This is a genomic window from Paracoccus thiocyanatus (genome assembly GCF_900156255.1).
Classification (GTDB): Bacteria; Pseudomonadota; Alphaproteobacteria; order Rhodobacterales; family Rhodobacteraceae; genus Paracoccus; species Paracoccus thiocyanatus.
Map to the genome: position 1 here is coordinate 26,506 of NZ_FTMK01000008.1, position 23,900 is coordinate 50,405.

27 protein-coding genes and 1 tRNA gene are annotated in these 23,900 nt (G+C 68.5%); 22 read left to right on the forward strand and 6 right to left on the reverse strand.

All coding sequences use genetic code 11. The annotated features are described in order from the left end of the window. Positions 1 to 105 precede the first annotated feature (105 nt). Entirely contained in the window at positions 106 to 570 is a 465-nt protein-coding gene (gene nrdR, locus F3H32_RS07830) for a transcriptional regulator NrdR (RefSeq protein WP_149765356.1), read from the forward strand. Further along, positions 567 to 1,562 (forward strand): bifunctional diaminohydroxyphosphoribosylaminopyrimidine deaminase/5-amino-6-(5-phosphoribosylamino)uracil reductase RibD, encoded by a 996-nt coding sequence (gene ribD / locus F3H32_RS07835; protein ID WP_394349613.1) that lies wholly within the window; start codon positions 567 to 569, stop codon positions 1,560 to 1,562. Before nrdR ends, ribD begins: the two co-directional genes overlap by 4 nt. Here the strand turns inward: ribD and F3H32_RS07840 are convergent. The 3 genes from F3H32_RS07840 to F3H32_RS07850 all read right to left on the reverse strand — a co-directional run bounded on the left by F3H32_RS07840 (position 1,559) and on the right by F3H32_RS07850 (position 6,145). Continuing rightward, positions 1,559 to 3,550, reverse strand: coding sequence for a capsular polysaccharide biosynthesis protein (locus F3H32_RS07840; RefSeq protein ID WP_149765357.1), 1,992 nt, complete (start codon positions 3,548 to 3,550; stop codon positions 1,559 to 1,561). The two genes, ribD and F3H32_RS07840, sit on opposite strands and share 4 nt — an antisense overlap. A gap of 4 nt (positions 3,551 to 3,554) precedes the next feature. After that, positions 3,555 to 4,658 carry a polysaccharide biosynthesis/export family protein gene (locus F3H32_RS07845; protein WP_394349615.1) on the reverse strand — a complete coding sequence of 368 codons (1,104 nt, stop codon included), beginning with the start codon at positions 4,656 to 4,658 and terminating at the stop codon, positions 3,555 to 3,557. Between the two features lie 170 nt (positions 4,659 to 4,828). Further along, complete coding sequence (locus tag F3H32_RS07850) at positions 4,829 to 6,145, reverse strand: capsule biosynthesis protein (protein WP_115757036.1); 1,317 nt, start codon at positions 6,143 to 6,145, stop codon at positions 4,829 to 4,831. 332 nt (positions 6,146 to 6,477) lie between these two features. Here F3H32_RS07850 and F3H32_RS07855 point away from each other — a divergent pair, with 332 nt between their 5' ends. From F3H32_RS07855 to F3H32_RS07890, 7 genes are all read left to right on the forward strand, one after another. Then, on the forward strand, positions 6,478 to 7,071 hold the full coding sequence (locus F3H32_RS07855) for a riboflavin synthase (protein WP_149765358.1): 594 nt from the start codon (positions 6,478 to 6,480) through the stop codon (positions 7,069 to 7,071). 225 nt (positions 7,072 to 7,296) lie between these two features. Next, entirely contained in the window at positions 7,297 to 8,415 is a 1,119-nt protein-coding gene (gene ribB / locus F3H32_RS07865; protein ID WP_115757031.1) for a 3,4-dihydroxy-2-butanone-4-phosphate synthase, read from the forward strand. A gap of 4 nt (positions 8,416 to 8,419) precedes the next feature. Next, entirely contained in the window at positions 8,420 to 8,968 is a 549-nt protein-coding gene (locus F3H32_RS07870) for a 6,7-dimethyl-8-ribityllumazine synthase (RefSeq protein ID WP_149765360.1), read from the forward strand. Continuing rightward, positions 8,965 to 9,465: a transcription antitermination factor NusB gene (nusB, locus tag F3H32_RS07875; RefSeq protein ID WP_149765361.1), complete on the forward strand. Its 501-nt coding sequence runs from the start codon at positions 8,965 to 8,967 to the stop codon at positions 9,463 to 9,465. The genes F3H32_RS07870 and nusB overlap by 4 nt, the downstream gene beginning before the upstream one ends. A gap of 111 nt (positions 9,466 to 9,576) precedes the next feature. Beyond that, a complete protein-coding gene (locus F3H32_RS07880) occupies positions 9,577 to 9,882 on the forward strand; it encodes a hypothetical protein (protein WP_149765362.1) in 306 nt (101 codons plus the stop codon). Positions 9,883 to 10,307: 425 nt separating this feature from the next. Next, positions 10,308 to 11,207, forward strand: a complete 900-nt coding sequence (locus tag F3H32_RS07885; RefSeq protein WP_115757306.1) for a DUF481 domain-containing protein — start codon at positions 10,308 to 10,310, stop codon at positions 11,205 to 11,207. 331 nt (positions 11,208 to 11,538) lie between these two features. Beyond that, positions 11,539 to 12,009, forward strand: a complete 471-nt coding sequence (locus F3H32_RS07890; RefSeq protein ID WP_394349614.1) for an MmcB family DNA repair protein — start codon at positions 11,539 to 11,541, stop codon at positions 12,007 to 12,009. Here the strand turns inward: F3H32_RS07890 and F3H32_RS07895 are convergent. Further along, complete coding sequence (locus F3H32_RS07895) at positions 11,990 to 12,217, reverse strand: DUF6324 family protein (RefSeq protein ID WP_115757298.1); 228 nt, start codon at positions 12,215 to 12,217, stop codon at positions 11,990 to 11,992. The two genes, F3H32_RS07890 and F3H32_RS07895, sit on opposite strands and share 20 nt — an antisense overlap. Positions 12,218 to 12,331: 114 nt before the next feature. Between F3H32_RS07895 and F3H32_RS07900 the strand changes: the two genes are divergently transcribed. Both F3H32_RS07900 and dusA read left to right on the forward strand, forming a co-directional pair. Continuing rightward, a tRNA-His gene (locus F3H32_RS07900) sits at positions 12,332 to 12,408 on the forward strand. A 23-nt stretch (positions 12,409 to 12,431) separates the two neighbouring features. Beyond that, complete coding sequence (gene dusA / locus F3H32_RS07905) at positions 12,432 to 13,439, forward strand: tRNA dihydrouridine(20/20a) synthase DusA (protein ID WP_149765364.1); 1,008 nt, start codon at positions 12,432 to 12,434, stop codon at positions 13,437 to 13,439. Here dusA and F3H32_RS07910 read toward each other — a convergent pair. Continuing rightward, positions 13,423 to 14,349 (reverse strand): phosphotransferase, encoded by a 927-nt coding sequence (locus F3H32_RS07910; RefSeq protein WP_223191383.1) that lies wholly within the window; start codon positions 14,347 to 14,349, stop codon positions 13,423 to 13,425. The genes dusA and F3H32_RS07910 overlap by 17 nt on opposite strands. Then, positions 14,333 to 15,172, reverse strand: coding sequence for a nucleoside triphosphate pyrophosphohydrolase (mazG, locus tag F3H32_RS07915; RefSeq protein ID WP_149765365.1), 840 nt, complete (start codon positions 15,170 to 15,172; stop codon positions 14,333 to 14,335). Before mazG ends, F3H32_RS07910 begins: the two co-directional genes overlap by 17 nt. A 338-nt stretch (positions 15,173 to 15,510) precedes the next feature. On the opposite strand from mazG, the gene yajC reads away from it, so the two are divergent. The 11 genes from yajC (at position 15,511) to F3H32_RS07970 (ending at position 23,889) form a co-directional block, all read left to right on the forward strand. After that, a complete protein-coding gene (yajC, locus tag F3H32_RS07920) occupies positions 15,511 to 15,843 on the forward strand; it encodes a preprotein translocase subunit YajC (RefSeq protein ID WP_149765366.1) in 333 nt (110 codons plus the stop codon). A gap of 15 nt (positions 15,844 to 15,858) precedes the next feature. Next, the gene (gene secD, locus F3H32_RS07925) at positions 15,859 to 17,523 is read left to right on the forward strand and encodes a protein translocase subunit SecD (RefSeq protein WP_149765367.1); all 1,665 of its coding nucleotides are present in this window, start codon (positions 15,859 to 15,861) and stop codon (positions 17,521 to 17,523) included. Positions 17,524 to 17,535: 12 nt separating this feature from the next. Next, complete coding sequence (gene secF / locus F3H32_RS07930) at positions 17,536 to 18,528, forward strand: protein translocase subunit SecF (RefSeq protein ID WP_149765368.1); 993 nt, start codon at positions 17,536 to 17,538, stop codon at positions 18,526 to 18,528. Then, positions 18,528 to 18,884, forward strand: a complete 357-nt coding sequence (locus tag F3H32_RS07935) for an Mth938-like domain-containing protein (protein ID WP_149765369.1) — start codon at positions 18,528 to 18,530, stop codon at positions 18,882 to 18,884. The genes secF and F3H32_RS07935 overlap by 1 nt, the downstream gene beginning before the upstream one ends. After that, complete coding sequence (gene ccmA, locus F3H32_RS07940; RefSeq protein WP_149765370.1) at positions 18,881 to 19,513, forward strand: heme ABC exporter ATP-binding protein CcmA; 633 nt, start codon at positions 18,881 to 18,883, stop codon at positions 19,511 to 19,513. Before F3H32_RS07935 ends, ccmA begins: the two co-directional genes overlap by 4 nt. 40 nt (positions 19,514 to 19,553) lie before the next feature. After that, positions 19,554 to 20,210, forward strand: coding sequence for a heme exporter protein CcmB (ccmB, locus tag F3H32_RS07945; protein ID WP_149765371.1), 657 nt, complete (start codon positions 19,554 to 19,556; stop codon positions 20,208 to 20,210). A 52-nt stretch (positions 20,211 to 20,262) separates the two neighbouring features. Then, a complete protein-coding gene (locus tag F3H32_RS07950) occupies positions 20,263 to 20,988 on the forward strand; it encodes a heme ABC transporter permease (protein WP_115755809.1) in 726 nt (241 codons plus the stop codon). After that, the gene (ccmD, locus tag F3H32_RS07955; protein ID WP_149765372.1) at positions 20,985 to 21,128 is read left to right on the forward strand and encodes a heme exporter protein CcmD; all 144 of its coding nucleotides are present in this window, start codon (positions 20,985 to 20,987) and stop codon (positions 21,126 to 21,128) included. The genes F3H32_RS07950 and ccmD overlap by 4 nt, the downstream gene beginning before the upstream one ends. Positions 21,129 to 21,141: 13 nt before the next feature. Then, positions 21,142 to 21,660 (forward strand): DsbE family thiol:disulfide interchange protein, encoded by a 519-nt coding sequence (locus F3H32_RS07960; protein ID WP_149765452.1) that lies wholly within the window; start codon positions 21,142 to 21,144, stop codon positions 21,658 to 21,660. A gap of 190 nt (positions 21,661 to 21,850) precedes the next feature. After that, a complete protein-coding gene (gene hisC, locus F3H32_RS07965) occupies positions 21,851 to 22,954 on the forward strand; it encodes a histidinol-phosphate transaminase (RefSeq protein WP_149765373.1) in 1,104 nt (367 codons plus the stop codon). Continuing rightward, the gene (locus F3H32_RS07970; protein WP_149765374.1) at positions 22,954 to 23,889 is read left to right on the forward strand and encodes a prephenate/arogenate dehydrogenase family protein; all 936 of its coding nucleotides are present in this window, start codon (positions 22,954 to 22,956) and stop codon (positions 23,887 to 23,889) included. Before hisC ends, F3H32_RS07970 begins: the two co-directional genes overlap by 1 nt. Positions 23,890 to 23,900: the final 11 nt, after the last annotated feature.

The following is a 23,900-nucleotide window of genomic DNA, read 5'->3' on the forward strand; positions in this document are numbered from 1 at the left end:
AGGCCGGCCGGGCCATGGCCGATCTTGTGGTCGGCGCAATGGGCTACCCAAGCGATTTGGGCTTGCCTATACTGACAGCGGTCCGGGGCTTTGGGGGAACAAGGGATGCGCTGTCCTTTCTGTGGAAATGTCGATACGCAGGTCAAGGATTCGCGTCCGGCCGAAGACAACGTGGCCATCCGCCGCCGCCGGTTCTGCCCGGCCTGCGGCGGGCGCTTCACCACCTATGAGCGGGTACAGTTGCGCGATCTGGTGGTGGTCAAGTCCAGCGGCCGGCGCGAGAATTTCGACCGGACCAAGCTGGAACGCTCGATCCGCATCGCCATGCAGAAGCGGCCGATCGACCCCGAGCGCATCGACCAGATGATTTCCGGGATCGTGCGGCGGCTGGAAAGCATGGGCGATACCGACATTCCGTCAAAGGTCATCGGCGAGATCGTGATGGAGACGCTGGCGCGGATCGACGCCGTCGCCTATGTCCGCTTTGCCAGCGTTTACAAGAATTTCCAGGCGGCGGACGATTTCGACAAATTCGTCTCGGAATTGCGGCCGGGCCTGGTCGAAGAGTGAGCGACCGGCGCCACATGCGCCATGCGCTGGCGCTGGCGCGGCGGGGCCTGGGCAATGTCTGGCCCAATCCGGCGGTGGGCTGCGTGCTGGTGCGTTGCGGCGCCGTCGTGGGCCGCGGCTGGACCCAGCCGGGCGGCCGCCCCCATGCCGAGGCGATGGCGCTGGCGCAGGCCGGCGAAGCGGCGCGCGGCGCCACCGCCTATGTCACGCTGGAGCCCTGCGCCCATCACGGCAAGACCCCGCCCTGCGCCGAGGCGCTGGTCCGTGCCGGCGTCGCCCGTGTCGTGACCGCCCTGACCGATCCCGACCCCCGCGTGGCCGGGCGCGGCCATGCCATCCTGCGCCCCGCCGGGATCGAGGTCGCCGAAGGCATCTGCGAGGCCGAGGCGCGCGAGGTCCAGCGCGGCTTCCTCAGCCGCATCCAGCAGGGCCGGCCGACGCTGACGCTGAAACTGGCCGCCAGCTTTGACGGCCGCATCGCCACCGGATCGGGCGAAAGCCAGTGGATCACCGGCGCGCCGGCGCGCCGCCATGTGCAGGCCCTGCGCCTTTGCCATGATGCGGTGATGGTCGGGGGCGAAACGGCGCGCGCCGACCGGCCGGGGCTGAACCTGCGCGGCCTGGGGCCGGTGCGGCAGCCGGTGCGCATCGTCGTCTCAACGCGCCCGCTGCCCGATCTGCCGGCCGAGGGGACCGGGCATGGGCCGCTTTGGCAGGTTGCGGGGCGGCCCGAGGATTTCATGGTCGAACTGGGCGCGCGCGGCCTGACCCGCGTGCTGTGCGAAGGCGGCGGGGTTCTGGCGGCAAGCCTGTTGCGGGCGGGGCTGGTTGACCAGTTGATCGGCTATAGCGCCGGGCTGGTCCTGGGCGGCGACGGCCGGGCCGGGATCGGCGCGCTGGGGCTGGCCCGGCTGGCCGATGCGCCGCGTTTCCGCCTGGTCGAGACGCGGCGGATCGGCCCCGATGTCATGCATCGCTGGCTGCGCGACTAGCGCCGCCACAGCCAGGCATGGCCCGATAGCAGGCCCTGCGCCTTGGCCAGCCAGCGCAAGGCCGGGCCACCGGCGGCGAATGCCGGGTCGCGCAGCCGGTCCACGGCGATCTCGGGCGGGCAGGGCAGGCGGCTGACCGGGTCGAAATAGCGCGGATAGGCGATCAGCGCCGAATGCACCAGCAGCGCCAGGTCGGCCCGCACCTGCCGCCGCGCCGGCACCGGGCCCAAGTCGCGCGTCAGCCCCCAGCCGGCATAGAAGGGCGCGCCCAGCGTCGTCACCGGCAGACCGCGGAGCAGCGCCTCGAATCCCAGGGTCGAGGTCATGGTCCAGACCTCGTCGACCTGCGCCATCAGCGCATCGGCCGCGCTATTGCGGGCGACCACATCGGCCAGCCGCTCCAACGCCGCGGGGGCGATCAGGCCGGGCCGCAGCCCGGCTTCGACATCGGGATGCGGCTTGTAGACCAGCACCGCATCGGGATTTTCGGCCCGCGCGCGTTCCAGCAGGGCCAGGTTGGTGCGCTCGGCCCCCGCGCCCAGGCGGATCGAGGCGTCGTCCTCGACTTGGCCGGGCACCAGGATGCGACGGCCCGGCGGCAGCGCGGGCGGCGGGCCGGCAAGGTTGTATTTGGTGATCCCGGCCTGGACCAGCAGGCGGGCCAGGCGCAGCGCACGGTCGCGCCCGCCGGGGGGCAGGGGCTCGGCCATCAGCAGCTCGAACCGGCTTTCGCGGCCGGGGTCGTAATAGATGCCCAGGTCGTCGGCGACCAGCGACAGCGGCGGCACCAGCGCCGCCCCCAGCCCGCGAGAGCGGATGAAGCCGTCCTCGATCCGCAGCGCGCGGGGGACCTGATCGGCGCGGCCTGCCCAGGCCATGGTCACGCCCGGCCCCGGCCGGGCCGTGAACCGCACCCCCCGGCCGCTGCCGAAGAACCGCGCCGCAAAGGGGCGCTTCCACAGCCGGAAACCATGGGCCAGGTGGCCGGCATGGTCCTGGCGCCAGGCGCGGGCCTCGGCCTCGATCTGCGCAAGCGCGCCCTCGAAATCGGTCAGCCGGTCGCGGCAGGGATCATACCAGACCGGCGCCAGCAGGTGGCTGGCGGCGAAAAGCTGCTCGATACTGGCCGGGCGGCGGCGCGGGATCGGCTGCTGGTCGTCGGACAGGCCCCAGCCGGCATGAAAGGGGCGGCCAAAGACGCGCGGCCGGTGCCCGGCCAGCATCGCCTCGTAGCCGAGCTGCGAGGTCCAGGCATAGACCCGCGCCGCGCCCGCAAGCAGCGCCCAGGGCGACACGGCGCTGTCGCAAAAGACCTCGCCCCGGCGCAGGTCCTGAGGGGCGAAATGGCCGGGGCGCAGACCGCGCGCGGTTTCGGGATGGCTGCGGATGACCAGCGGCAGGCCGGGATTTTCGTCGCGCGCCGCGGCCAGCATGGCCAGAAACTCCGCCCGGCCCGCCCCGCGCAGCGAGGCGTCGCCGCGCGTCTGGTCGATGACCAGCACGTAGCCGGCGGGGGGCGGCGCCACCTGCGGCAGATGCGCATTGTATTTCGACAGGTCCGCCGCGATCAGCCGGGCGATCCCCTGCCGCGCCCGGTCCAGATGCGCCTGGGTGCCGGGCGCATGCACCAGTGTTTCGATCAGCGAGGGGGCATCGGCATCGAAATGCAGCCCCACCGGGTCGATCAGCAGCCCGACCGGCCCGCGCTGGGCCACCGCCCCCCGCGCCCGCCCCGGCAGGACCGAGCGCAGCGCGGCATCCTCGACCCGCAGCAGCCGGGCACCGCGGCGGGCGGCCAGCGCCTTGCCGCGCCAGGCGGTCGGGCTGTCGCCCCAGACGCCGACATGATCGCCGGCGCCGGGCAGGCCGATGCGCAGCGACCAGCCGGCCAGTTGCAGGATGCGGCGCAGGCGCGGCTGGGTCAGGAAGCCGCCATTGCATATGAAAAGCCGCCGGGAATCCCCGGCGGCATCGTCATTCTGCGCCACGGCCTTACCGGAAGGCGCTGTCTACCGAGCCGACCTCGGTCGCGGTGCCCAGGATCGACTGCAAGGTCTTGCGCCATTGCACGAAGGGCGCCTCGGTCACATAGACGGTGTCGCCGTCGCGGATGACGAAATCGCGGGCCAGGAACATGCCATCGGGCTTGGTCAGGTCCAGGACATAGGCGACCCGCTGGTTGCCCTGGATATCGCCACGGCCCAGCACGGCGCGCGCCACCGCCGGCGGCTCGTCGCGCAGCACGAAGACACCCTTGGGATCGGCCAGCGCGGTGCTAAGCCCGCCGACCATCGCCACCGCCTCGATGGCGTTGATCTGTTCGTTGCCCAAGGGCACCTTGGTCTGGCCGCCAAGCGCGCCCAGGGCGGTAAAGCTGCGCTCGTCCTCTTCGACCAGGATGACGTCGCCGGGGCGCAGCGCGATGTCGTTGCGGGCGTTGGAATACAGGTCGCGCAGCCAGACCTTGCCGCTGGCATTGCCGCGCTTGACCGTGACCACGGCGATCTCGGGCTCGATCGAGACGCCGCCCGAACGCGACAGCATCGCCGAAAGCGTGCGCGTGGGCCGCTCGATCGCATAGACGCCCTGGGCGTTGACCTTGCCCATGACCGAAACGGTGGCGCCGTCGCCGGCGACGCGCGTGACCATGACCTGCGGATCGGGGGTCTGGGTTTCCAGCTTCTGGGTGATGATGCGGCGCAATTCCTCGGGGCTGTTGCCCGCGGCCAGAACCCGGCCGGCATAGGGCACGAAGATATAGCCCTGGCTGTCCACCTGCAATTCGGTCAACTGGGTCGAGCTGGACCCCATCGAGGCCAGAAGCCCGTCATCGACGTTTTCCCAGATCGACAGGCCCAGCACGTCGCCGGGGCGGATATCATCGGCCGCGACCGTGCCCGCGGCCTGGAAATCGGCCGAGAAACCATAGGCGGCGGTAAAGTTCGCGGCGCGGTTCACCCGGTCGTCGACCTGCACGATATGGGTGCTGCCGCCTTTCTCGACCGAGCCGGACATGATCTGGCCCTTGGTCGGACCCGACCGAGGCAGGCCGCAGGCGGAAACGAGCAGCGCCGCCCCCAGCATCGCGACCTGCATCAGGCGCGTCGCACGGCTGCGACGGGTTGCGCGCGCGCCGGTCAGCCGAGGGGAAAAAATTGCATGGGTCAAACTGTTACTCCTGTCCTCTCGCGCGATTCCCGGATCGCAGGCGGCCTTTTGGCGGCACGTTAGCGTAGCGTCCAGGGCTTTTCCAGATTTTTGCCCGATCAATCGTCCTTGCCGCCCATCTGTTGCCGATGCCGGCCGCGCCCGGCGAAAAGCGCCTGATAGGGATCTTCGGGCGCCAGGATCATGTCCACGACGATGCGCAGCGCATGGGCGCGCGAGCGCGCGGCGTAGAAACCGCCAGGCACCTGGCTGCTTTCCAGCAGGAAATCGCGATAGCGGCGATAGGCCAGCGCATGCGGCGGGCGCGGTTCGCGCAGGAAATCGTCCAGGTCCTGGTCCGAGACAAGGCCGGGCTTGTCGAAGACCGCGCGCCCCATCGCCTTGACCGGCAGACCCCGCCACAGCGCCTGCTGGGCGGCGGTCGAGTTCACCGTCACCGCCGCATGGGCCTGGTTCAAAAGCCGCGCCAGCTTGCCGCCGCGCACGAAATAGACCCGATGCTCGATACCCAGTTCGCGGGCCTTGGCGCGGATGGCCTGGCGGATGCCGCCGCGCCCATCCTCCAGCGGATGCGCCTTGAAGACGATGCGGTGGTGGCAGGGGGCCGAGTTGGCAAAGGCTTCCAGGACCTCGTCGGTGAACTGGGACATGCGGGAATAGCGCGAATGGGCGACGAAATTCGAATCATGTTCCAACTGCATCAGCACCAGGACATAGGGAAAGCCGCCGCGCCGCACCGCGCCCGCCTCGCGCATCCGGGCCAGCGCATCGAAGGGCGTCAGCACGAAACGGCGCAGGTTCAGCCGGAATTCCTGGAACACGCCGATCTGGCGATGGGTGCGATAGCCCGGATAGCGGCGGTTCGCCACCAGGACCAGGAAATGGTAAAGCGCGCCATAGAACTTGTGCTGGCGCATGTCGCCCCAGCGCGCCGGCGGGCGGTGCATCTCGGCGATGCGGTTGCGCAGCGCATTGCGCATCTCGCGCACGGGGATGCGCATCAGCGCCGAATGGCCGTTCGAGCCGCCGCGTTCATAGGTGATCCAGAACGGGCGCAGATAGCCTTCCTCGAAGACATGCAGCACCAGGTCGTGGCGCTGCGCCGCCTTGCGCGCCACGTCATGGACCGGGCGCACATCGCCGTAAAGCACGATATCGGTCACGCGCTTTTCGACGATGATGCGTTCCAGATGGTCGGACCAGTCCTGGGGGCCGGTGCCGTGGCGGATGAAGCGCGCCTTGTCGGACCAGAAGAATTCGTCGCCGGCGTTGAAGCCCACGCGCCAGACCTGGGCGCCCGCCTCGCGCAGGATCCGCCCGATGCGGTCGAAGAACGGGCCATGCGGTCCTTGCAGCATCAGGAACACCCGCCGAGGCGCGGGCAGCGCCGCCGTGGCGGCGACCGGGGCAAGCATCGGGGTGGCGGCGGGCTGGGGGCCCGCTTGCTCTGGGACCGCGGCCTGGGGCGGCGCGGCGGTCAAGGTGGCGCGCAGATCGCGAATCTGGCGATGTCCGGTCATGGGGTTTCGCATGGGGGCCCTGGTGGCTGCTTCAGACAGGAAATGGGCTTTTCGCTTCAGGCGGGACCCTGCCACCGAGGTATATCCATCCCTTTGCACGAAACCGCCGCCCCTGTCACGAGGCTTTCCCGATTCTGCCTTAACAACGTGGCGGCGCTGTTGCGGCTTTGCTTGAAGATCGCGCGCCAAGGCTCTAGTTCTCGGGCAACCGGGAAAAGGGGGCGTTCATGTTCACCGGCATCATTACCGATATCGGCAAGGTGTCGCGCGTCGAGATGCGCGGCGACATGCGGGCGCGGATTTCCTGCGGCTACGACATGGCGGGGGTGGATCTGGGCGCCTCGATCGCCTGCGACGGCATCTGCCTGACCGTGGTGGAAAAGGGTGCGGACTGGTTTGACGTGGACATCTCGGCCGAGACCGTCTCCAAGACCAATATCGGCGCGAACGGCTGGGCGGCCGGCAGGCGGCTGAACCTGGAACGCGCGCTGCGCGTCGGCGACGAACTGGGCGGGCATATCGTGTCGGGCCATGTCGACGGCGTCGCCGTGATCGAGGCGACGCGCGACGAAGGCGGCAGCACCCGCATCACCCTGCGCGCGCCGGGGGGGCTGGCGCGGTTCATTGCGCCCAAGGGATCGGTGGCGCTGAACGGCACCTCGCTGACCGTGAACGAGGTTCAGGGCGACCGCTTCGGCGTGAACGTGATCCCCCATACCCAGGCCGCGACCACCTGGGGCGACGCGCGGCCGGGCGACCAGGTGAACCTGGAAATCGACACGCTGGCGCGCTATGTCGCGCGGCTGGCCGAGGCGGGGTGATGGCCGGGATCGGCCCCTGCCGCGGCGTTCGCGCCCGGCGGCTTGCGCCCTGTCCAGGCCACGCGCCGGGGCTTGCGCCGGGCGGCACGGCGGTGCAGATCGGGGCGGTCCCGCCTGGCGGCGCCATGCCGGCGGCCGGCATGGCCGGGCCGGTGCGGGACATGACGATGACGGGCAGGCCGGCGGATGTCGCCGACGGCGGGCCATTCTTTGCAGGAGCGGCGGATGCACTATGACAAGCCAGGACCGGTCGAGCGCGACTGGTCCGACGCGATCTCTTCCACCGAGGAGATCATCAACGAGGCCCGCAACGGCCGCATGTTCATCCTGGTCGACCACGAGGACCGCGAGAACGAGGGCGATCTGGTCATCCCCGCGCAGATGGCCACCCCCGAGGCGGTCAACTTCATGGCCACCCATGGCCGCGGGCTGATCTGCCTGGCCCTGCCCGGCGCGCGCGTCGACGCGCTGGGGCTGCAACTGATGAGCCCCAAGAACTCCAGCCGGCACGAGACCGCCTTTACCATGTCGATCGAGGCGCGCGAGGGCGTGACCACCGGCATCTCGGCCCATGACCGCGCCCATACGGTCGCGGTGGCCATCGACCCCGGCAAGGGGCCGGCCGACATCGCCACCCCCGGCCATGTGTTTCCGCTGCGCGCCCGCGACGGCGGCGTGCTGGTGCGTGCCGGCCATACCGAGGCGGCGGTCGACCTGGCGCGGCTGGCCGGGCTGAACGCCTCGGGCGTGATCTGCGAGATCATGAACGAGGATGGCAGCATGGCGCGGCTGCCCGACCTGATCGCCTTTGCGCAAAAGCACGGGCTGAAGATCGGCACCATCAGCGACCTGATCGCCTATCGCCGCCGCCACGACAACCTGATCGCCGAACGCGGCCAGCGCGCCGTGCATTCGGTCCATGGCGGCGACTGGATGATGCGCATCTTTGCCGACGAGACGACGGGGGCCGAGCATATCGTGCTGACCAAGGGCGATTTGACCGCGCCCGGCCCGGTCCCGGTGCGCATGCATGTGCTGGACCCGCTGCACGACGTGCTGGGCATCGGCCGCGAAGCCGCCGGCACGCTGGGCGCCGCCATGCGCCTGATCGCCGAAGAGGGCAGGGGGGTCGTGGTGCTGTTTCGCGACCTGGAGCCGCGCTTGCCGCGCCAGGACGAAGTATCTTCGCATGTGCTGCGCCAATACGGGCTGGGGGCGCAGATCCTTTCGACGCTGGGGCTGACGGAACTGGTGGTGCTGTCCAATTCCGCGCCGGTCAAGGCGGTCGGGCTTGACGCCTACGGGCTTTCGATCCATTCCACCCGCTCGATTCCCAAAGAGTGACGAAATGGCCGCCAGCATCCAACATGACCAATTGCCGCTGCCCCGGATCCAGGGCGGCGCGCGCCTGCTGATCGTGGTGGCGCCCTATTACCGCCAGATCGCCGACGGGCTGATCGCCGGCGCGCGCGACGCGGCCGAAGCCGCCGGCGCCACCGTCGATCTGGTCGAGATGCCCGGCGCGCTGGAAATTCCCGGCGCCATCGCCCAGGCCGCCAGCCGCGGCCTTTACGACGGTTATGTGGCCCTGGGCTGCGTGATCCGCGGCGAGACGACGCATTACGACACCGTGTGCAACGACAGCTCGCGCGGGCTGACGCTGCTGGGCCTGCAAGGGCATTGCATCGGCAACGGCATCCTGACGGTCGAGAATTACGCGCAGGCCGAAGTCCGCGCCGACCCGCAGGGCCAGAACAAGGGCGGCGGCGCGGCTGCTGCGGCGCTGCACCTGGTCGCGTTCAAGCGCCGCTGCGAGGCGGCCGCGCCGCGCAGCAAGGCGCTGCCCCAGGGGGCCATCCGCCTGGCGGGCGAAATCGACGGGCCGGCCGGCGCATGAGCAACCAGGGCGACAACAGCCGCCGCGACGGCGACCGGCAGGCGCGGCAGGCCCGCGCCGCGGCCGCGCGGCTTTACGCGGTCCAGGCGCTGTTCCAGATGGAGGCGTCGGGACATTCCGCCGACCGCGTCCAGCGCGAATTCCTGAACTGGCGCATCGGCCGCGAGGACGAGGATGACGACATGGTCTCGGTCGAGGCGGACCAGGTGCTGTTCTCGCGCATCGTCGACGATGCCGTGACCTGGCAGTCCAGGATCGACCAGATGACCGACCGCGCCCTGGTGGCGAAATGGCCCATCGCCCGCATCGACCCGGTGCTGCGCTCGGTCTTTCGTGCGGCGGGGGCAGAGCTGGTGACGCCCAGAACCCCGCCCAGGGTGGTCATCACCGAATATGTTCGCCTGGCCCAGGCGTTTTTCGCCGAAGGGCGCGAGTCGAAATTCGTCAACGCGGTGCTGGACCACATGGCGCGCGAGGCCCGGCCCGACGCCTTTTAAGCCGCGCCCGTGGCCCGAGGCATTCTGCCGCGCAGGGGGGTGCCATTTTTTCTTCGGGTTTTTCTGCGATCCGCGCTAGAATGACCGCGTTCAGCAATTCCGGGGAAGATCATGCCGCAACTCGTCCGGCTGTATATCGTCAGCATCGCCATCGGCTTTCTGCTGGCGCTGGTCTTTACGGCGTTGCTGCTGGCGCTTGACGTCGCCTCGCTGCGGCATCTGGTGACGGCCACGCGCGGCGGCTGGATCGCGGTGCTGATGCTGGTCGTCTTTCACACCATCCTTTTTTCGGGGGTGCAGTTCGGCATTCGCGTCATGCTGATGGCGCGCGGCGGCGGCCCCCGCGGCGGCTTGCGGCAGCGGATTCGCCCCCATTCCCGGCCCGCCTTGGCCCCGGCCGCATCCCGCAGCCGCTAAGCCTGGCGCCGCGCCGTCACAGGCGTGGCGTTTTTGCCCGGATACTGTGGACGTTTCGCAACATTTTCATCGCTTCACGGGCCTTGGCGTAGCGCCTGTTTTTTAGGCAGGCAATTTTTCGCCGGGCGATGTTTCCGAAGCTTCATCCATCGTGAGCGATGTGGTGTCCAATTACCAATTGACCACAGGTCGGAAATTTCCGGCCGGGCAGAGTGCCAAAAAAGTTTCATCACATTTTTGCATGCTCCGTTTTCCGCCGATCGGCGGGTTCCCGTCGAATCTCACGTTTTTGCGATTCCGGGCGCTGTTTTTCCGCCCTCTTTATCGGGCGGGCCACGCGTTCTACCTCTGACCCAGCAGAGATGCTCGTGGCATCGGAGAACCCGCGCCACGGACACGCAACGGTTCGGAAAAGGACTGAAATGATGAAAACGCTTGCTTACCTTGCCGGTGCTACGGTGCTGGCCGCCGCATTCTCGGCGCCCGCCTTCGCGCAATCCGAAATCGCCGCGGGGGCGAACGCCACCGGAATCACCGAAGTCAACGAACAGATGCGCGATGTCGAGGACGCGGTGCGCGACGATTTCGACCGCTCGTCCGACGCCTACCGCTTCGGCAACCCCGATCAGCGCCAGGGCACCTTCGGTTCGGTCGCGCTGACCTATGCCGGCCGCACCGGCAACAATGAAAACCAGGATTTCAGCCTGTCGGGCCGCATCTCCAACAACCAGGGTGCGTTCTCGCAATCGGTCGGCATCCTGCTGGAATATGGCGAGGATGACGACGGCGATACCGATACCGAAAAGACCTATGTCATCTATGACGGCCTTTATAACATCAACGACCGCTTCTATGCCTTTGCCCTGGGCCGCCTGGCGACCGACGGGCTGGCGGGTGACTTCGAGGCGGACCCGGATGACCAGGAAGGCAGGCTGAAGCGCGACGCCTTCCTCGGCGTGGGTCCGGGCTATCGGATCATCAACAACGACACCACCGCCTGGCGCGTGCAGGCCGGCGTCGGCGTGCGCTACACCAAAAAGGTGGACACGCTTGATGACGATCCCGACCTTTATACCTCGGACACGGAAGTCGGCTACATCCTGTCGTCGCGGTTCTATCACCGCATCAGCGACACCTTCTTCCTGACCAACGACACCGACTACCTGACCTCGGACAGCAACGACACGGCCACCAACGAACTGGGCCTGAACTTCAAGATGTCCGAAGCGCTTGCGACCCGCGTGTCCTACAAGACCGAATATGTCTCGGACCGCGCGATCCGCACCGACAACACGCTGGGCGTGTCGCTGGTCTACGGCTTCTAAGACCAACCCCTCCTCTCTCTCTCATGGGCGGCCTTCGGGTCGCCCTTTTTTTCAAGGCGGGGCAGGGGATGGGGGAAAGGTGGCGGGAACCGCAGCGACCGTGGCAGCGCAGGTTTCCCCGAAAGCCTGGATGTCCAGGTGGGAACCGGATAACGGGACCAGGGCCCCGACAGAGCCAGCCCCCTCGGTGAAGTTATAGGCCAGTGAGAAAAATGGCCGCACACGAGAAGAGCAGAAACCCGCCAGCCCCTAGATAGGGCGGCCGCCCGGCTGCTGCAAGGGTGGCGCGGGGCTTGCAAGATGTTTCCGTTTCGTTCATGGTGGCGGCATGATGAGCGCCGACCTGCCCGACGATATCCTGCCCGCCTTGCCGGGCCAGCGGCTGGCGCGGGGGGTGGCGCGGATGCTGGCGGGGCTGGGCCATGCCGCGCTGCCGGAATTCGTGCCCAGCGGCGGGTTGCGGGTGGATGTCATTTCCGTCACGCCCAAGGGCGAAATCTGGGTCGTGGAATGCAAAAGCTGCCGGGCCGATTTCGTGTCGGACCGCAAGTGGCAGGGCTATCTGGAGTTCTGCGACCGCTTCTTCTGGGCGGTGGACGCGGATTTTCCCGAAGGCCTGCTGCCCGAGGGCTCGGGCCTGATCCGCGCCGATAGCTGGGGGGCCGAACTGGTGCGCATGGCGCCCGAATCGCGGCTGGCCGGCGCGCGGCGCAGCCGGCTTTTGCGCGACATCGCCCGCGTCTCGACCGCGCGGCTGCTGGCGCTGACCGACCCGATGGGGATCAGCGGCGGGGCTTCCTGACGCCCTTGCCGGGTTTCGCCGGGCTGCCCATGGCGCGCGCGGCTTCGGCGGCGGCCAGCAGTTCCTCGGCGATTTCCTCGGCCTCCTCGGGGTCGAAATCCAGCGGCAGGTCGATATTCTCGCCCTCGACATAGATCCTGACCATGCCGCGGTCGGTCGGGCCGATCTGAAGATTGGCGGCGGTGTCGCTTTGACTGTTGATGCTCATGCTGGCTCTCCTGGCGCTTGGCCGTTGGATCGGTTGTTTTTCCTTAACCCGCATGTGAAAAACCGGCAAGACGGGCTTGCACAGGCGTCGGGCTGGGGCTAGATACCCGCCAGTGCCGCCTTAGCTCAGTTGGTTAGAGCGCTAGATTGTGGATCTAGAGGTCCCCCGTTCGAGCCGGGGAGGCGGTACCACCGCAATCAGGCAGTCGGAACCCATGGCCACGGTCCAGAACAATGGCATCGCGGATGCGGCGCGGCTATCCGTCGCGCCGATGATGGATTGGACCGACAGCCTGTGCCGGCGGATCCACCGGCTGCTGTCGCGCCGCGCGCTGCTTTATACCGAGATGGTGACGGCCCCGGCGCTGGTTTTCGGCGACCGGGCGAAACTGCTGGATTTCGACGCGGGCGAACATCCGCTGGCGCTGCAACTGGGCGGCTCGGACCCGGCGCAACTGGCCCAGGCCGCGCGGATCGGCGCCGATTGGGGCTATGACGAGATCAACCTGAACGTCGGCTGCCCCAGCGACCGGGTGCAATCGGGCTGTTTCGGCGCGGTGCTGATGACCCGGCCGGAACTGGTCGCCGAATGTGTCGCGGCCATGATCGCGGCCAGCCCGGTCGAGGTCACGGTGAAATGCCGCATCGGCGTGGACGATCAGGACCCCCAGGCGGTGCTGCCCGATTTCCTGCGCCTCATGCGCGACGTGGGCGTGCGCCGCATGACCATCCACGCGCGCAAAGCCTGGCTTCAGGGCCTGTCCCCGCGCGAGAATCGCGAGATCCCGCCGCTGGACTATCCGTTGGTGCATCGCATGAAGCGCGAATTCCCCGACCTGCACCTGTCGATCAACGGCGGCATCGCCTCGCTCGACGCCGCGCGCGATCACCTGGGGGCGATGGACGGGGTTATGGTCGGGCGCGCCGCCTATCACCAGCCCTGGGATATCCTGGGGCAGGCCGACCGGCTTTGGGATCAGGAGCCGCGCTTTACCGATCCGCTGGAGGCGGCGCGGGCGCTGCGCGACCTGGTCGATGCGCATCTGGCAGCGGGCGGGCGGCTGCATCAGGCGACGCGGCATATGCTGGGCCTGTTTCACGGCCGACCCGGCGCGCGCGGCTGGCGCCGGCAATTGTCCGAGGGCGCATCGCGCGCCCGCGACCGGGCCGAGGCGCTGGCGGTCTATGACGCCGCGCTGGCCGAGGTCATGGCGCCGGCGTGACCGCGCCCTTGTCCTTGGCCCAGGCCCGCATCGCCCGCACCAGCGCCCGCCGCCGCCCCGGCTGGCGCGCACTGTCCAGGTAATAGGCCAGCATCAGGTCCCCGATCAGAAAGCGCAGGATCGACAGTTGATCCTGCGCCAGCAGGCCCGGAACCCCGGTTAGCGCCTGCCAGTCGGCCAGGGCGATGCCGTCCCGCGTCCGTGCCGGCGGCCGCCTGCGCCGGCTTTCCAGCCAGACCAGCAGCCGCGCCATGTCGCGGGCCAGCGCCATCTCAGTCGCGCCCTGCATGTCGATGGCGGTCAGCCGCAGCGCGCCGGGGCGGGGTTCGTCGGCGAACAGGTTGTCGGGCGTCAGGTCGCCATGGCACAGCCCGCGCTCGACCGCGGCGCCGCGCAGGGGAACGGCCTCGGCCCGCATCAGCCGCAGATGCTCGGTGACAAGGCCGCGGTCGATCCAGCGTCCCGAGGCGGCGGCGATCCGCGCCTCGATCCCGTCCAGCCAGAAGCGCGGGCCGAACGTGCCGCGGGCGCGGGTCGCCGCGGCCAGTCGGCGCAGCCAGGCGCCGATGCGGGCGACCAGCGCGGTGCGTTCCGCCGCGCCCGCCGCGGCCAGCAGATGCGCGATGGGCCGGCCCGGCGCCGGCGCGGTGATCAGTATCCCCAGTTCGGGCAAGGCCAGCAGCGGCGGCGCCACGGCATCCAGGTCCTGTCCCAGCGCTTGGGCCGCCTGATGCAGCCGCGCCTGCGCCCGCGCCACGCTGGCCGCCGGATCGGGGCCGCGGAACTGTTTCAGCCAGGCCGGGCGGCCATCCAGCCGGATCTGCATGACCAGCCGGTCGGGACGGTCGCGGACCAGCCGAAGCGGTTCGATCCCCGGCAGCCCGGCCAGCGCGTCAGCCGCGCTCGGCAAGCTTGGCCTTGTCCCACAGCGCGTCCATCTCGGCCAGGTCGCTGTCCTCGGGGCTGCGGCCCTGGGCGGCCAAGGCGGCCTCGATGAAGCGGAAGCGGCGGGTGAACTTGGCATTGGCCAGCCGCAGCGCCTCTTCGGGGTCGATTTCCAGATGCCGGGCCAGATTCGCCATCACGAACATCAGGTCGCCGAATTCCTCGGTCAAATGCGCGTGATCGCGGCTGTCCCTGGCCTCGACCAGTTCGCGTGTCTCCTCGGCGATCTTGTCCAGCACCTGCGCCGGGCCGGGCCAGTCGAAGCCGACGCGCGCGGCGCGGTTTTGCAGCTTGATCGCGCGGGTCAGCGCCGGCAGGCCAAGCGCCACCCCGTCCAGCACGCCGCGTTCCGCCTTGGCGGCGCGTTCGCGGGCCTTGATCGCCTCCCAGTCGCGGACCTGCTGGGCAGCGGACTTGTCGCGGGATTCGTCGCCGAAGATATGCGGGTGGCGGTCGATCATCTTGTCCGAGATCCTGGCCACCACATCGGCGAAATCGAACATCCCCGCCTCGTCAGCCATCTGCGCGTGGAAAACCACCTGAAGCAGCAGGTCGCCCAATTCGCCGGGCAATTCGTCCCAGGCCTGGCGCGCGACGGCATCGGCGACCTCATGCGCCTCTTCGATGGTATAGGGCGCGATCGAGGCGAAATCCTGTTCGATGTCCCAGGGGCAGCCGGTCTGCGGATCGCGCAGCGCCGCCATGATCGCCAGCAGGCGGCGGATGCCGGTGCGGTCCAGGCCGGGCTCGGTTTCGGCCAGCAGGGGATGGGTTGTGTCTTGCGCCATGGGCGCCTCCTGCGGTTCGGATGCTTGCCGTTTGCTGCCACAGCCCGCCGCCCGAGTCCACGCCGCCTTTGGCCGGCGCCGCCAAGGGGGGCTTTGCCCCCAGCGCGTTCCGCGCTTCCCCCAGGATATTTGGGCACGAAAGAAGCCGGGGCAAAAAGCCGGCCGGCTTCTTTCGTGCCGAAATATCCCGGGGGGATCCGAAGGACGGGGGCAGAGCCCCCTGCAACGGCGAAGCGGGCGCGGCGCAGGCTTTCTTGCCATCGCTTTGAGCCGCGGATAGGGTGCGCGCCAGTTCCGCCGGGGGATCGCCCGGATAACGACAGCACAGGGATAGACCAATGTTCGTGACCCCCGCCTATGCCCAAGCCGCCGGAGGCGCTTCCGGCGCCGCAGGACTTGCCTCGTTCCTGCCGCTCGTCCTGATCTTCGTCATCATGTATTTCCTGATGATCCGGCCGCAGCAAAAGCGCGTCAAGGAACATCGCGCCATGGTCGAGGCGCTGAAAAAGGGCGATGAGATCGTCACCCAGGGCGGCCTGGTCGGCAAGGTCACATCCGTTCGCGACAATGAGCTGGAGGTCGAGATCGCCCCCGGCGTCAAGGTCCGCGTCATCCGCTCGACCGTGACCGGCCTGGTGAACCGCACCCAGCCCGTCGCCGCCAACAGCTAAGGCCGCAATCCCGCCATGCTGGACATCCCCTTCTGGAAGCGTCTGCTGATCCTGGGCCTTGTCGCCCTGGGCCTGCTGTTTGCCATGCCGAACCTGTTCTACAGCCGGGTCGAGCAGCATAACGACGCCATCACCGCCGCCGAACGCAATGGTTTCGAATCCCAGGAAGAGGCCGTGGCCCGCGCCGGTTGGCCGGACTGGCTGCCCTCGGGGCTGGTCAATCTGGGCCTGGACCTGCGCGGCGGGGCCCATCTGCTGGGCGAGGTTCATGTCCAGGATGTCTACAAGGCGCGGATGGAGGCGCTTTGGCCCGAACTGCGCGACGCGCTGGCGGCGCAGCGCGAGGTGCTGGGCGCCGTTCGCCGCGTCCAGGCGCCCGAAGGCCAGCTTGCGGTCGAGATCGGCAATCCCGACCAGATGGCCCGCGCGGTCGAAATCGCCCGCGGCCTGGCCGTTCCCGTCACCTCGCTGACCGGGGCGGGGCAAAGCGACCTGGCGATCTCGGCCGGCGGCAACCGGCTTACCGTGCAACTTTCGGATGCGGAAAAGGCCGCGACCGATGACCGCACCGTCCAGCAATCGCTGGAGATCATCCGCCGCCGCATCGACGAGGTCGGCACCCGCGAGCCGACGATCATCCGCCAGGGCAAGGACCGCATCCTGATCCAGGTGCCCGGCATCGGCTCGGCCGAGGAATTGAAGCAGCTTATCGGCACCACGGCCAAGCTGACCTTCAACCCGGTGATCGGCCGCGGCGCCGACGCCGATGCGCGGCCGGGTCCCGGCAACGTGCTGCTGCCCTCGATGGACGAGCCCGGCGTCTTTTACGTGATCGAGGAAAGCCCGGTCGTCACCGGCGAGGACCTGACCGACGCCCGGCCCAGCTTTGACCAGAACGGCGCAGCCGCGGTCGATTTCCGTTTCGGTCCTTCGGGGGCCAAGCGGTTCGGGGCCTATACCTCGGCCAATATCGGCCAGCCCTTTGCGATCGTGCTGGACGATCAGGTGATCTCGGCCCCGGTGATCCGGCAGGCCATCACCACCGGCTCGGGCCAGATCTCGGGGGCGATGGATGTCGAGGAATCGACCCGCCTGGCGGTGCTGCTGCGCGCCGGCGCCCTGCCGGCCGAGATGACCTTCCTGGAAGAACGCACCATCGGCCCGGAACTGGGCCAGGATTCCATCGACGCGGGCCGGCTCAGTTCGATCATCGCCACGGTCGCCGTGGTGGCCTATATGATCGCAAGCTATGGGCTGTTCGGGGTCTTTGCCTCGGTCGCGGTGACCGCCAACGTCATCCTGATCCTGTCGGTCATGTCGATGATGGGGGCGACGCTGACCCTGCCGGGCATCGCCGGCATCGTGCTGACCGTCGGCACCGCGGTCGATGCCAACGTCATCATCTATGAGCGCATCCGCGAGGAGCTGCGCGCCGGCAAGCGCATCGTCAAGGCCATCGACGACGGCTTCGGCGAGGCAATGTCGGCGATCATCGACGCGAACGTGACCAGTTTCATCGCCGCCATGGTGATGTTCTTCCTGGGCTCGGGCCCGGTCAAGGGCTTCGCGGTCACGCTGACCATCGGGCTTGTGACCTCGGTCTTCACCGCGATCTACCTGACGCGGCTGCTGATCGTGTTCTGGCTGGAATGGCGCAAGCCCAAAGAACTGATCTTGTAAGGGAGCAGGATAATGGCATTTCGTCTGAAACTCGTTCCCGACGGCACCAGGATCGACTTTTTCCGCTGGCAGTGGCTGACCTTCGGCATCTCGGCCGTGGCCATGGTCGCCTCGGTGGTCCTGGTGCTGGTGATGGGGCTGAACTTCGGCATCGACTTCAAGGGCGGCACCACCATCCGCACCGAAAGCCCCACCGCCTTCGAGGTGAGCGACTATCGCCAGGCGCTGAGCGAACTTGACCTGGGCGATGTCTCGATCACCGAGGTTTTCGACCCCAGCTTCGGCGAAACCAAGCACGTCGCGATGATCCGCATCGGCACCACCCAGGAAACCGGCTCGGTCACGCCCGAGCAGTTGAACCAGGTCGAGGCGGCGCTGCATACCGTCGATCCGCAGGTGGTGTTCGCCGCGGTCGAATCGGTCGGCCCCAAGGTCTCGGGCGAGCTGATCAAGTCCGCCTTCTACGCCGTGGGCGCGGCGACGCTGGGCATCATGGCCTATATCTGGCTGCGCTTCGAATGGCAGTTCGCGCTGGGTGCGGTGATCGCGCTGATCCATGACGTGCTGCTGACGGTCGGGCTGTTTTCGTTGTTCCAGCTACGATTCGACCTGACCACCATCGCGGCGCTGCTGACCACGCTGGGCTTTTCGGTGAACGATACTGTGGTGGTCTTTGACCGCCTGCGCGAAAGCCTGATCAAGTTCAAGACGATGCCGCTGATCGACGTCATGAACCTGACGGTGAACGAGACGCTGTCGCGCACCATCATGACCGCCGTGACCACCGGCATCGCATTGACCGCCATGCTGATATTCGGCGGCGACGTGATCCGCGATTTCGTCATCGCCATGCTGTGGGGCGTGGTGGTGGGCTGCTATTCCACCATCTATGTCGCCAAGAACATCGTGCTGTGGCTGGGCGTCAAGCGCGACTGGTCCAAGCCCGATCCCAAGGAAAAGGCGCCCGGCGAAGATATTCCCGCAGCCTTTCGGGACGCGCCCTGATGCCCAGCATGGTGCCGACCGAATTTTCCGGGGCCCAGCCGGTCGACGGCTACGGTCCGGGCTTCTTTCGCGTCGGCGGCACCGTGCATCAGGGCGCGGTCATCGTGACCGGCGGGGGCGTGCAGCCTTGGGGCGGGCTGGGCGACCGCGACCCCCTGCTGGCGCTGGCCGGTCGGGTGGATGTGCTGTTCCTGGGCCTGGGCGCCGAGGTCGCCTTTCCCCCGCGCGACCTGACCGCGGCACTGGAAGAGATGGGCGTGATGGCCGAGCCGATGACCTCGCCCTCGGCGGCGCGCAGCTATAACGTCGCGCTGTCGGAAGGCCGGCGCGTGGCCTGCGCGCTGCTACCCATATGAGCTTGCTGGCGGTTCGCGACCTGGCGGTGGCGCGCGGCGGGCTGCGCGCGGTCGAGGGCGTCCACTTCGCGCTGGCGCCCGGTGCGGCGCTGGTGCTGCGCGGGCCGAACGGCATCGGCAAGACCACGCTGCTGCGCACGCTGGCCGGATTGCAGCCCGCGGTGGCCGGGGTGATCGAGGCCGCGGCCGATTCCATGGCCTATGCCGGCCATTCCGACGGGCTGAAACCCGCCCTGTCCGCGGCCGAGAACCTGCGCTTCTGGGCCGAGATCTTTGGCGGCCGGGATATCGAGGCCGCACTGGCGGCGATGAACCTGCGCGACCTGGCCGCGCGCCCGGCCCATGCGCTTTCGGCCGGGCAAAAGCGGCGGCTGGGACTGGCGCGGCTGATGGTGACGGGGCGTCCGGTCTGGCTGCTGGACGAGCCGACCGTTTCGCTTGACCGCGATTCGGTGGCGCTGTTCGCGGCCATGCTGCGCGCCCATCTGGACCGGGGCGGCGCTGCGGTCATCGCAACCCATATCGACCTGGGCCTGCACGAGGCCGAGATCCTGGAACTCGGCCCCTTCCGCGCCGGCCGGGTGCCGTCGCAGTCGCGGCCGGCCGGTTTCAACGAGGCATTCGGATGAAAGTCGCGCCCCAGGGGAACAAGCGGATGAGGATGGGCAAATGTGGGCGCTGCTGATCCGGGACCTGCGGCTGGCCACCCGCTCGGGCGGCGGATTCGGCCTGGCGCTGGCGTTTTTCCTGATCGTCTGCACGCTGGTGCCCTTTGGCGTCGGCCCCGAGGGGGGCCAGCTTTCGCGCATCGCGCCCGGCATCCTGTGGGTGGGGGCGCTGCTGTCCTGCCTTTTGTCGCTAGACCGCATCTTTGCCCTGGATTTCGAGGATGGCAGCCTGGACCTGCTGGCCACCGCCCCCCTGCCGCTGGAAGGTGCGGTCGCGGTCAAGGCCCTGGCGCATTGGCTGGTGACGGGCCTGCCGCTGGCGCTGTCGGCGCCGGTCTTTGCGCTGCTGCTGCACCTGCCGGGGCCGGCCTATCCCTGGCTGGTCGCCTCGTTGGTGCTGGGCACGCCGGCTTTGTCGATGCTGGGCGCATTTGGCGCGGCGGTGACGGTCGGGCTGCGCCGGGGCGGGCTGCTCATGTCGCTTTTGGTGCTGCCGCTTTACGTGCCGACGCTGATTTTCGGGGCCGAGGCCGTGCGGCGCGGTGCCGCAGGGGCCGATCCGGTGACGCCTTTGGTCTTTCTTGCGGCGGTTACGCTGTCCACATTGGCGCTGACGCCCTTTGCCGCGGCGGCGGCGCTGCGCGTCAATCTGCGGTGAATGGGACCACTGGCCACTTGAGCGGGCGGCCTGCCCGATTTAGGAAGCAAACATGTCGATCTGGGAATATGCGAACCCCGTCAAATTCATGCGCACCTCTGGCGCCGTCCTGCCCTGGGTGGTCGCCGCGGCGGCGCTTGCCACCGTGGGCGGCCTGGTCTGGGGGTTCCTGACGCCCGAGGATTACAAGCAGGGTTCGACCGTCAAGATCGTCTTCCTGCATGTGCCCGCGGCGCTGATGGCGATCAATATCTGGCTGATGATGCTGGTCGCCTCGCTCATCTGGCTGGTCCGCCGCCACCATGTCAGCGCGCTGGCCGCCAAGGCGGCGGCGCCGGTCGGCGCGGTGATGACGCTGATCGCGCTGATCACCGGCGCGATCTGGGGCCAGCCGATGTGGGGCACCTGGTGGGAATGGGATCCGCGCCTGACCTCGTTCCTGATCCTGTTCCTGTTCTACCTGGGCTATATGGCGCTGTGGGAGGCGGTCGAGAATCCCGACAGCGCCGCCGACCTGACCGGGGTGCTGTGCCTTGTGGGCTCGGTCTTTGCGATCCTGTCGCGCTATGCGGTGAATTTCTGGAACCAGGGGCTGCACCAGGGCGCCTCGCTGTCCGTGGCGCCGGGAGAGCGGATGTCGGCGATCTATCGCTATCCGCTTTACCTGTCGATGCTGGGCTTTTTTCTGCTGTTTCTGGCGCTGCTCTTGATCCGCACCCGGACCGAGATCCGTCGCCGCCGTCTGGCCGCATTGCTGGCAAGGGAGAATCGTGCATGACCGAACTTGGCAAATATGCCGGAACCGTATTGGCCGCCTATGGCGCCAGCCTGGTGCTGCTGGCGGGCATCGTCGTCCAGACCGTGCTGGCCAATTCCCGCGCCCGCCGCGCGCTTCAGGAGCATGAGCGCCGTGGCTAGGCTTTCCCCGATGATGCTGGCGCCGGTCGCGGTGTTTGCCGGCTTTGCCGCCCTGGCCGGCTGGGCCTTGATGCGCAACGATCCCGACACGCTGCCTTCGACCATGATCGGCCGAGAGGCGCCGGCGGTCGGCGACACCACCCTGCCCGGCAAGGTGCAGCTGACCGACGACATGCTGCGCCAGCCGGGGGTGAAGCTGGTGAATTTCTGGGCCAGCTGGTGCCCGCCCTGCCGGGCCGAGCATCCGACCCTGACCGAACTGTCCGGGCGGCTGCCGGTCTATGGCGTGGATCTCAAGGACCCCGAGGGGGCGGCGATGGGTTTCCTGTCCGGCCATGGCGACCCGTTTGCGGCGCTGGCCACCGATCCGCGCGGCAGGACCGCCATCGAATGGGGCGTGACCGCCCCGCCCGAGACCTTTATCATCGACGGCACGGGTCGCGTCCTTTATCGCCATGTCGGCCCGCTGGTGCGCGAGGATTACACCGAGCGGTTCCTGCCCGAACTGGAAAAGGCGCTGGCGGCCGAGTGACGGCGCCGCCGGCCGGGCCGCAGCCCGGCATGGGTATTTTCGGAACGAAGAAGCCAGGAGTATCCGGCCGCGTCCGGGCATTCCGCAGCGTCGCCGGAGTATTTGGAAAACGGTGAAAGCGGCCGGGCTGACGAGGCTTTCCAAGCCTTGCGCCGGGCGCTAAGACGGCCGGGCTTGCAAGAGGGCCGCCATGTCGCAGAACCAGACGACCATCGCTCCGCAACCCGGCATTATGGAGATCGCGCTTTACGAAGGCGGGGCCTCGAAGGTGGCGGGGGTCGAGAATGTCGTGAAGCTTTCCTCGAACGAAAACCCCTTCGGGCCGTCGGAAAAGGCCCGCGAGGCGGTGGTCCGGGCCGCCCATGGCCTGCATCGCTATCCCAATACCGACCATGCCGGGCTGCGCGCCGCCATCGCCGAGGTGCATGGGCTGGACCCTGAGCGGATCATCTGCGGCGTGGGTTCCGACGAGATCATCCATTTCCTGTGCCAGGCCTATGCCGGGCCGGGGACCGAGGTGCTGTTCACCGAGCATGGTTTCCTGATGTATCGCATTTCGGCCCATGCGGCCGGGGCCACCCCGGTCGAGGTGGCCGAGCGCGACCGGGTCACGGATGTGGATGCGCTGATTGCCGGGGCGACCCCGCGCACGCGGCTGATCTTTGTCGCCAATCCCAACAACCCGACCGGCACCATGATCGGCCTGCCGGAATTGGAGCGGCTGGCCCGCGCCGTGCCGCAGGCGATCCTGGTGGTCGATGCGGCCTATGCCGAATATGTCGAGGATTACGACGGCGGCGCCGAGCTGGCGAGCCGGCTGTCCAACGTGTTCATGACCCGGACATTTTCCAAGATCTATGGGCTTGGGGGCTTGCGCGTCGGCTGGGGTTACGGCCCGCGCGAGATCGTCGATGTGCTGAACCGCATCCGCGGCCCCTTCAACCTGTCCAATGTGGCGCTGGAAGGCGCCGAGGCCGCCATGCGCGACCGCGAGCATATCGCCCGCTGCCAGGCCGAGAATGCCCGCATGCGCGCCTGGCTGGCCGAGGCGCTGGCCGAGAAGGGCGTGCCTTCGGACACGTCATGCGCGAATTTCATCCTGGCGCGCCTTGCCGATGCCGAGACGGCCGGGGCCTGCGATGAATACCTCAAGGCGCAGGGGCTGATCGTGCGACGGGTCGGCGGCTACGGCCTGCCGCAATGCCTGCGCATCACCGTGGGCGACGAGGCATCCTGCCGGCGGGTGGCGCATGTCATCGGCCAGTTCATGGCCGAACGCGCGGGCAGCCGCTGATGGCGGTGATCTATGATCGCGTGGCGCTGATCGGGCTGGGGCTGATCGCCGGCTCGATGGCGCTGGCCATGCGCGAGGCGGGGCTGGCGCGCAAGGTGGTGGGCCATGCCCGCAGCCCCGACACCCGCGCGGTGGCGCGCGAGATCGGGCTGGTCGACCGCGTGGCAGAAACGGCGGCTGAGGCGGTCGAGGGCGCCGATCTGGTGGTGCTGGCGGTGCCGGTCGGCGCCATGGGCGCGGTCGCGGCCGAGATCGCGCCGCATCTGAAGCCGGGCGCGACCGTGACCGATGTCGGTTCGGTCAAGCAGGCGGTGATCGAGGCGGTGGCGCCGCATGTCCCGGCGGGCGTGCATTTCATCCCCGGCCATCCGCTGGCCGGGACCGAGCATTCCGGCCCGCGTTCGGGCTTTGCCGCGCTGTTTCGCAATCGCTGGTGGCTGCTGACCCCGATCGAGGGCGGCGATCCGGCGGCGGTCGAGCGGCTGTCGGCGCTGATCCGCGCCATGGGTGCCAATGTCGAGGCGATGGATGCCGCCCATCACGACCTGGTGCTGGCGGTGACCAGCCATACGCCGCACCTGATCGCCTATACGATGGTGGGGGTGGCCGATCACCTCAAGCGCGTCACCGAAAGCGAGGTCATCAAGTATTCGGCGGCGGGCTTTCGCGATTTCACCCGCATCGCCGCGTCGGACCCGGTGATGTGGCGCGACGTGTTCTTGCAGAACAAGGAGGCGGTGCTGGACATCCTGGGCCGCTTTACCGAGGAGCTTTTCGTGCTGCAACGCGCCATCCGCATGGGCGACGGCGCGCATCTGCACGATTATTTCACCCGTACGCGGGCGATTCGGCGCGGTATCATCGAGGCCGGACAGGACACCGCCGCCCCGGATTTCGGCCGCAGCCCGGCGGCGGGCGAAACGCCCAAACCCTAGCGGCGCGGGCC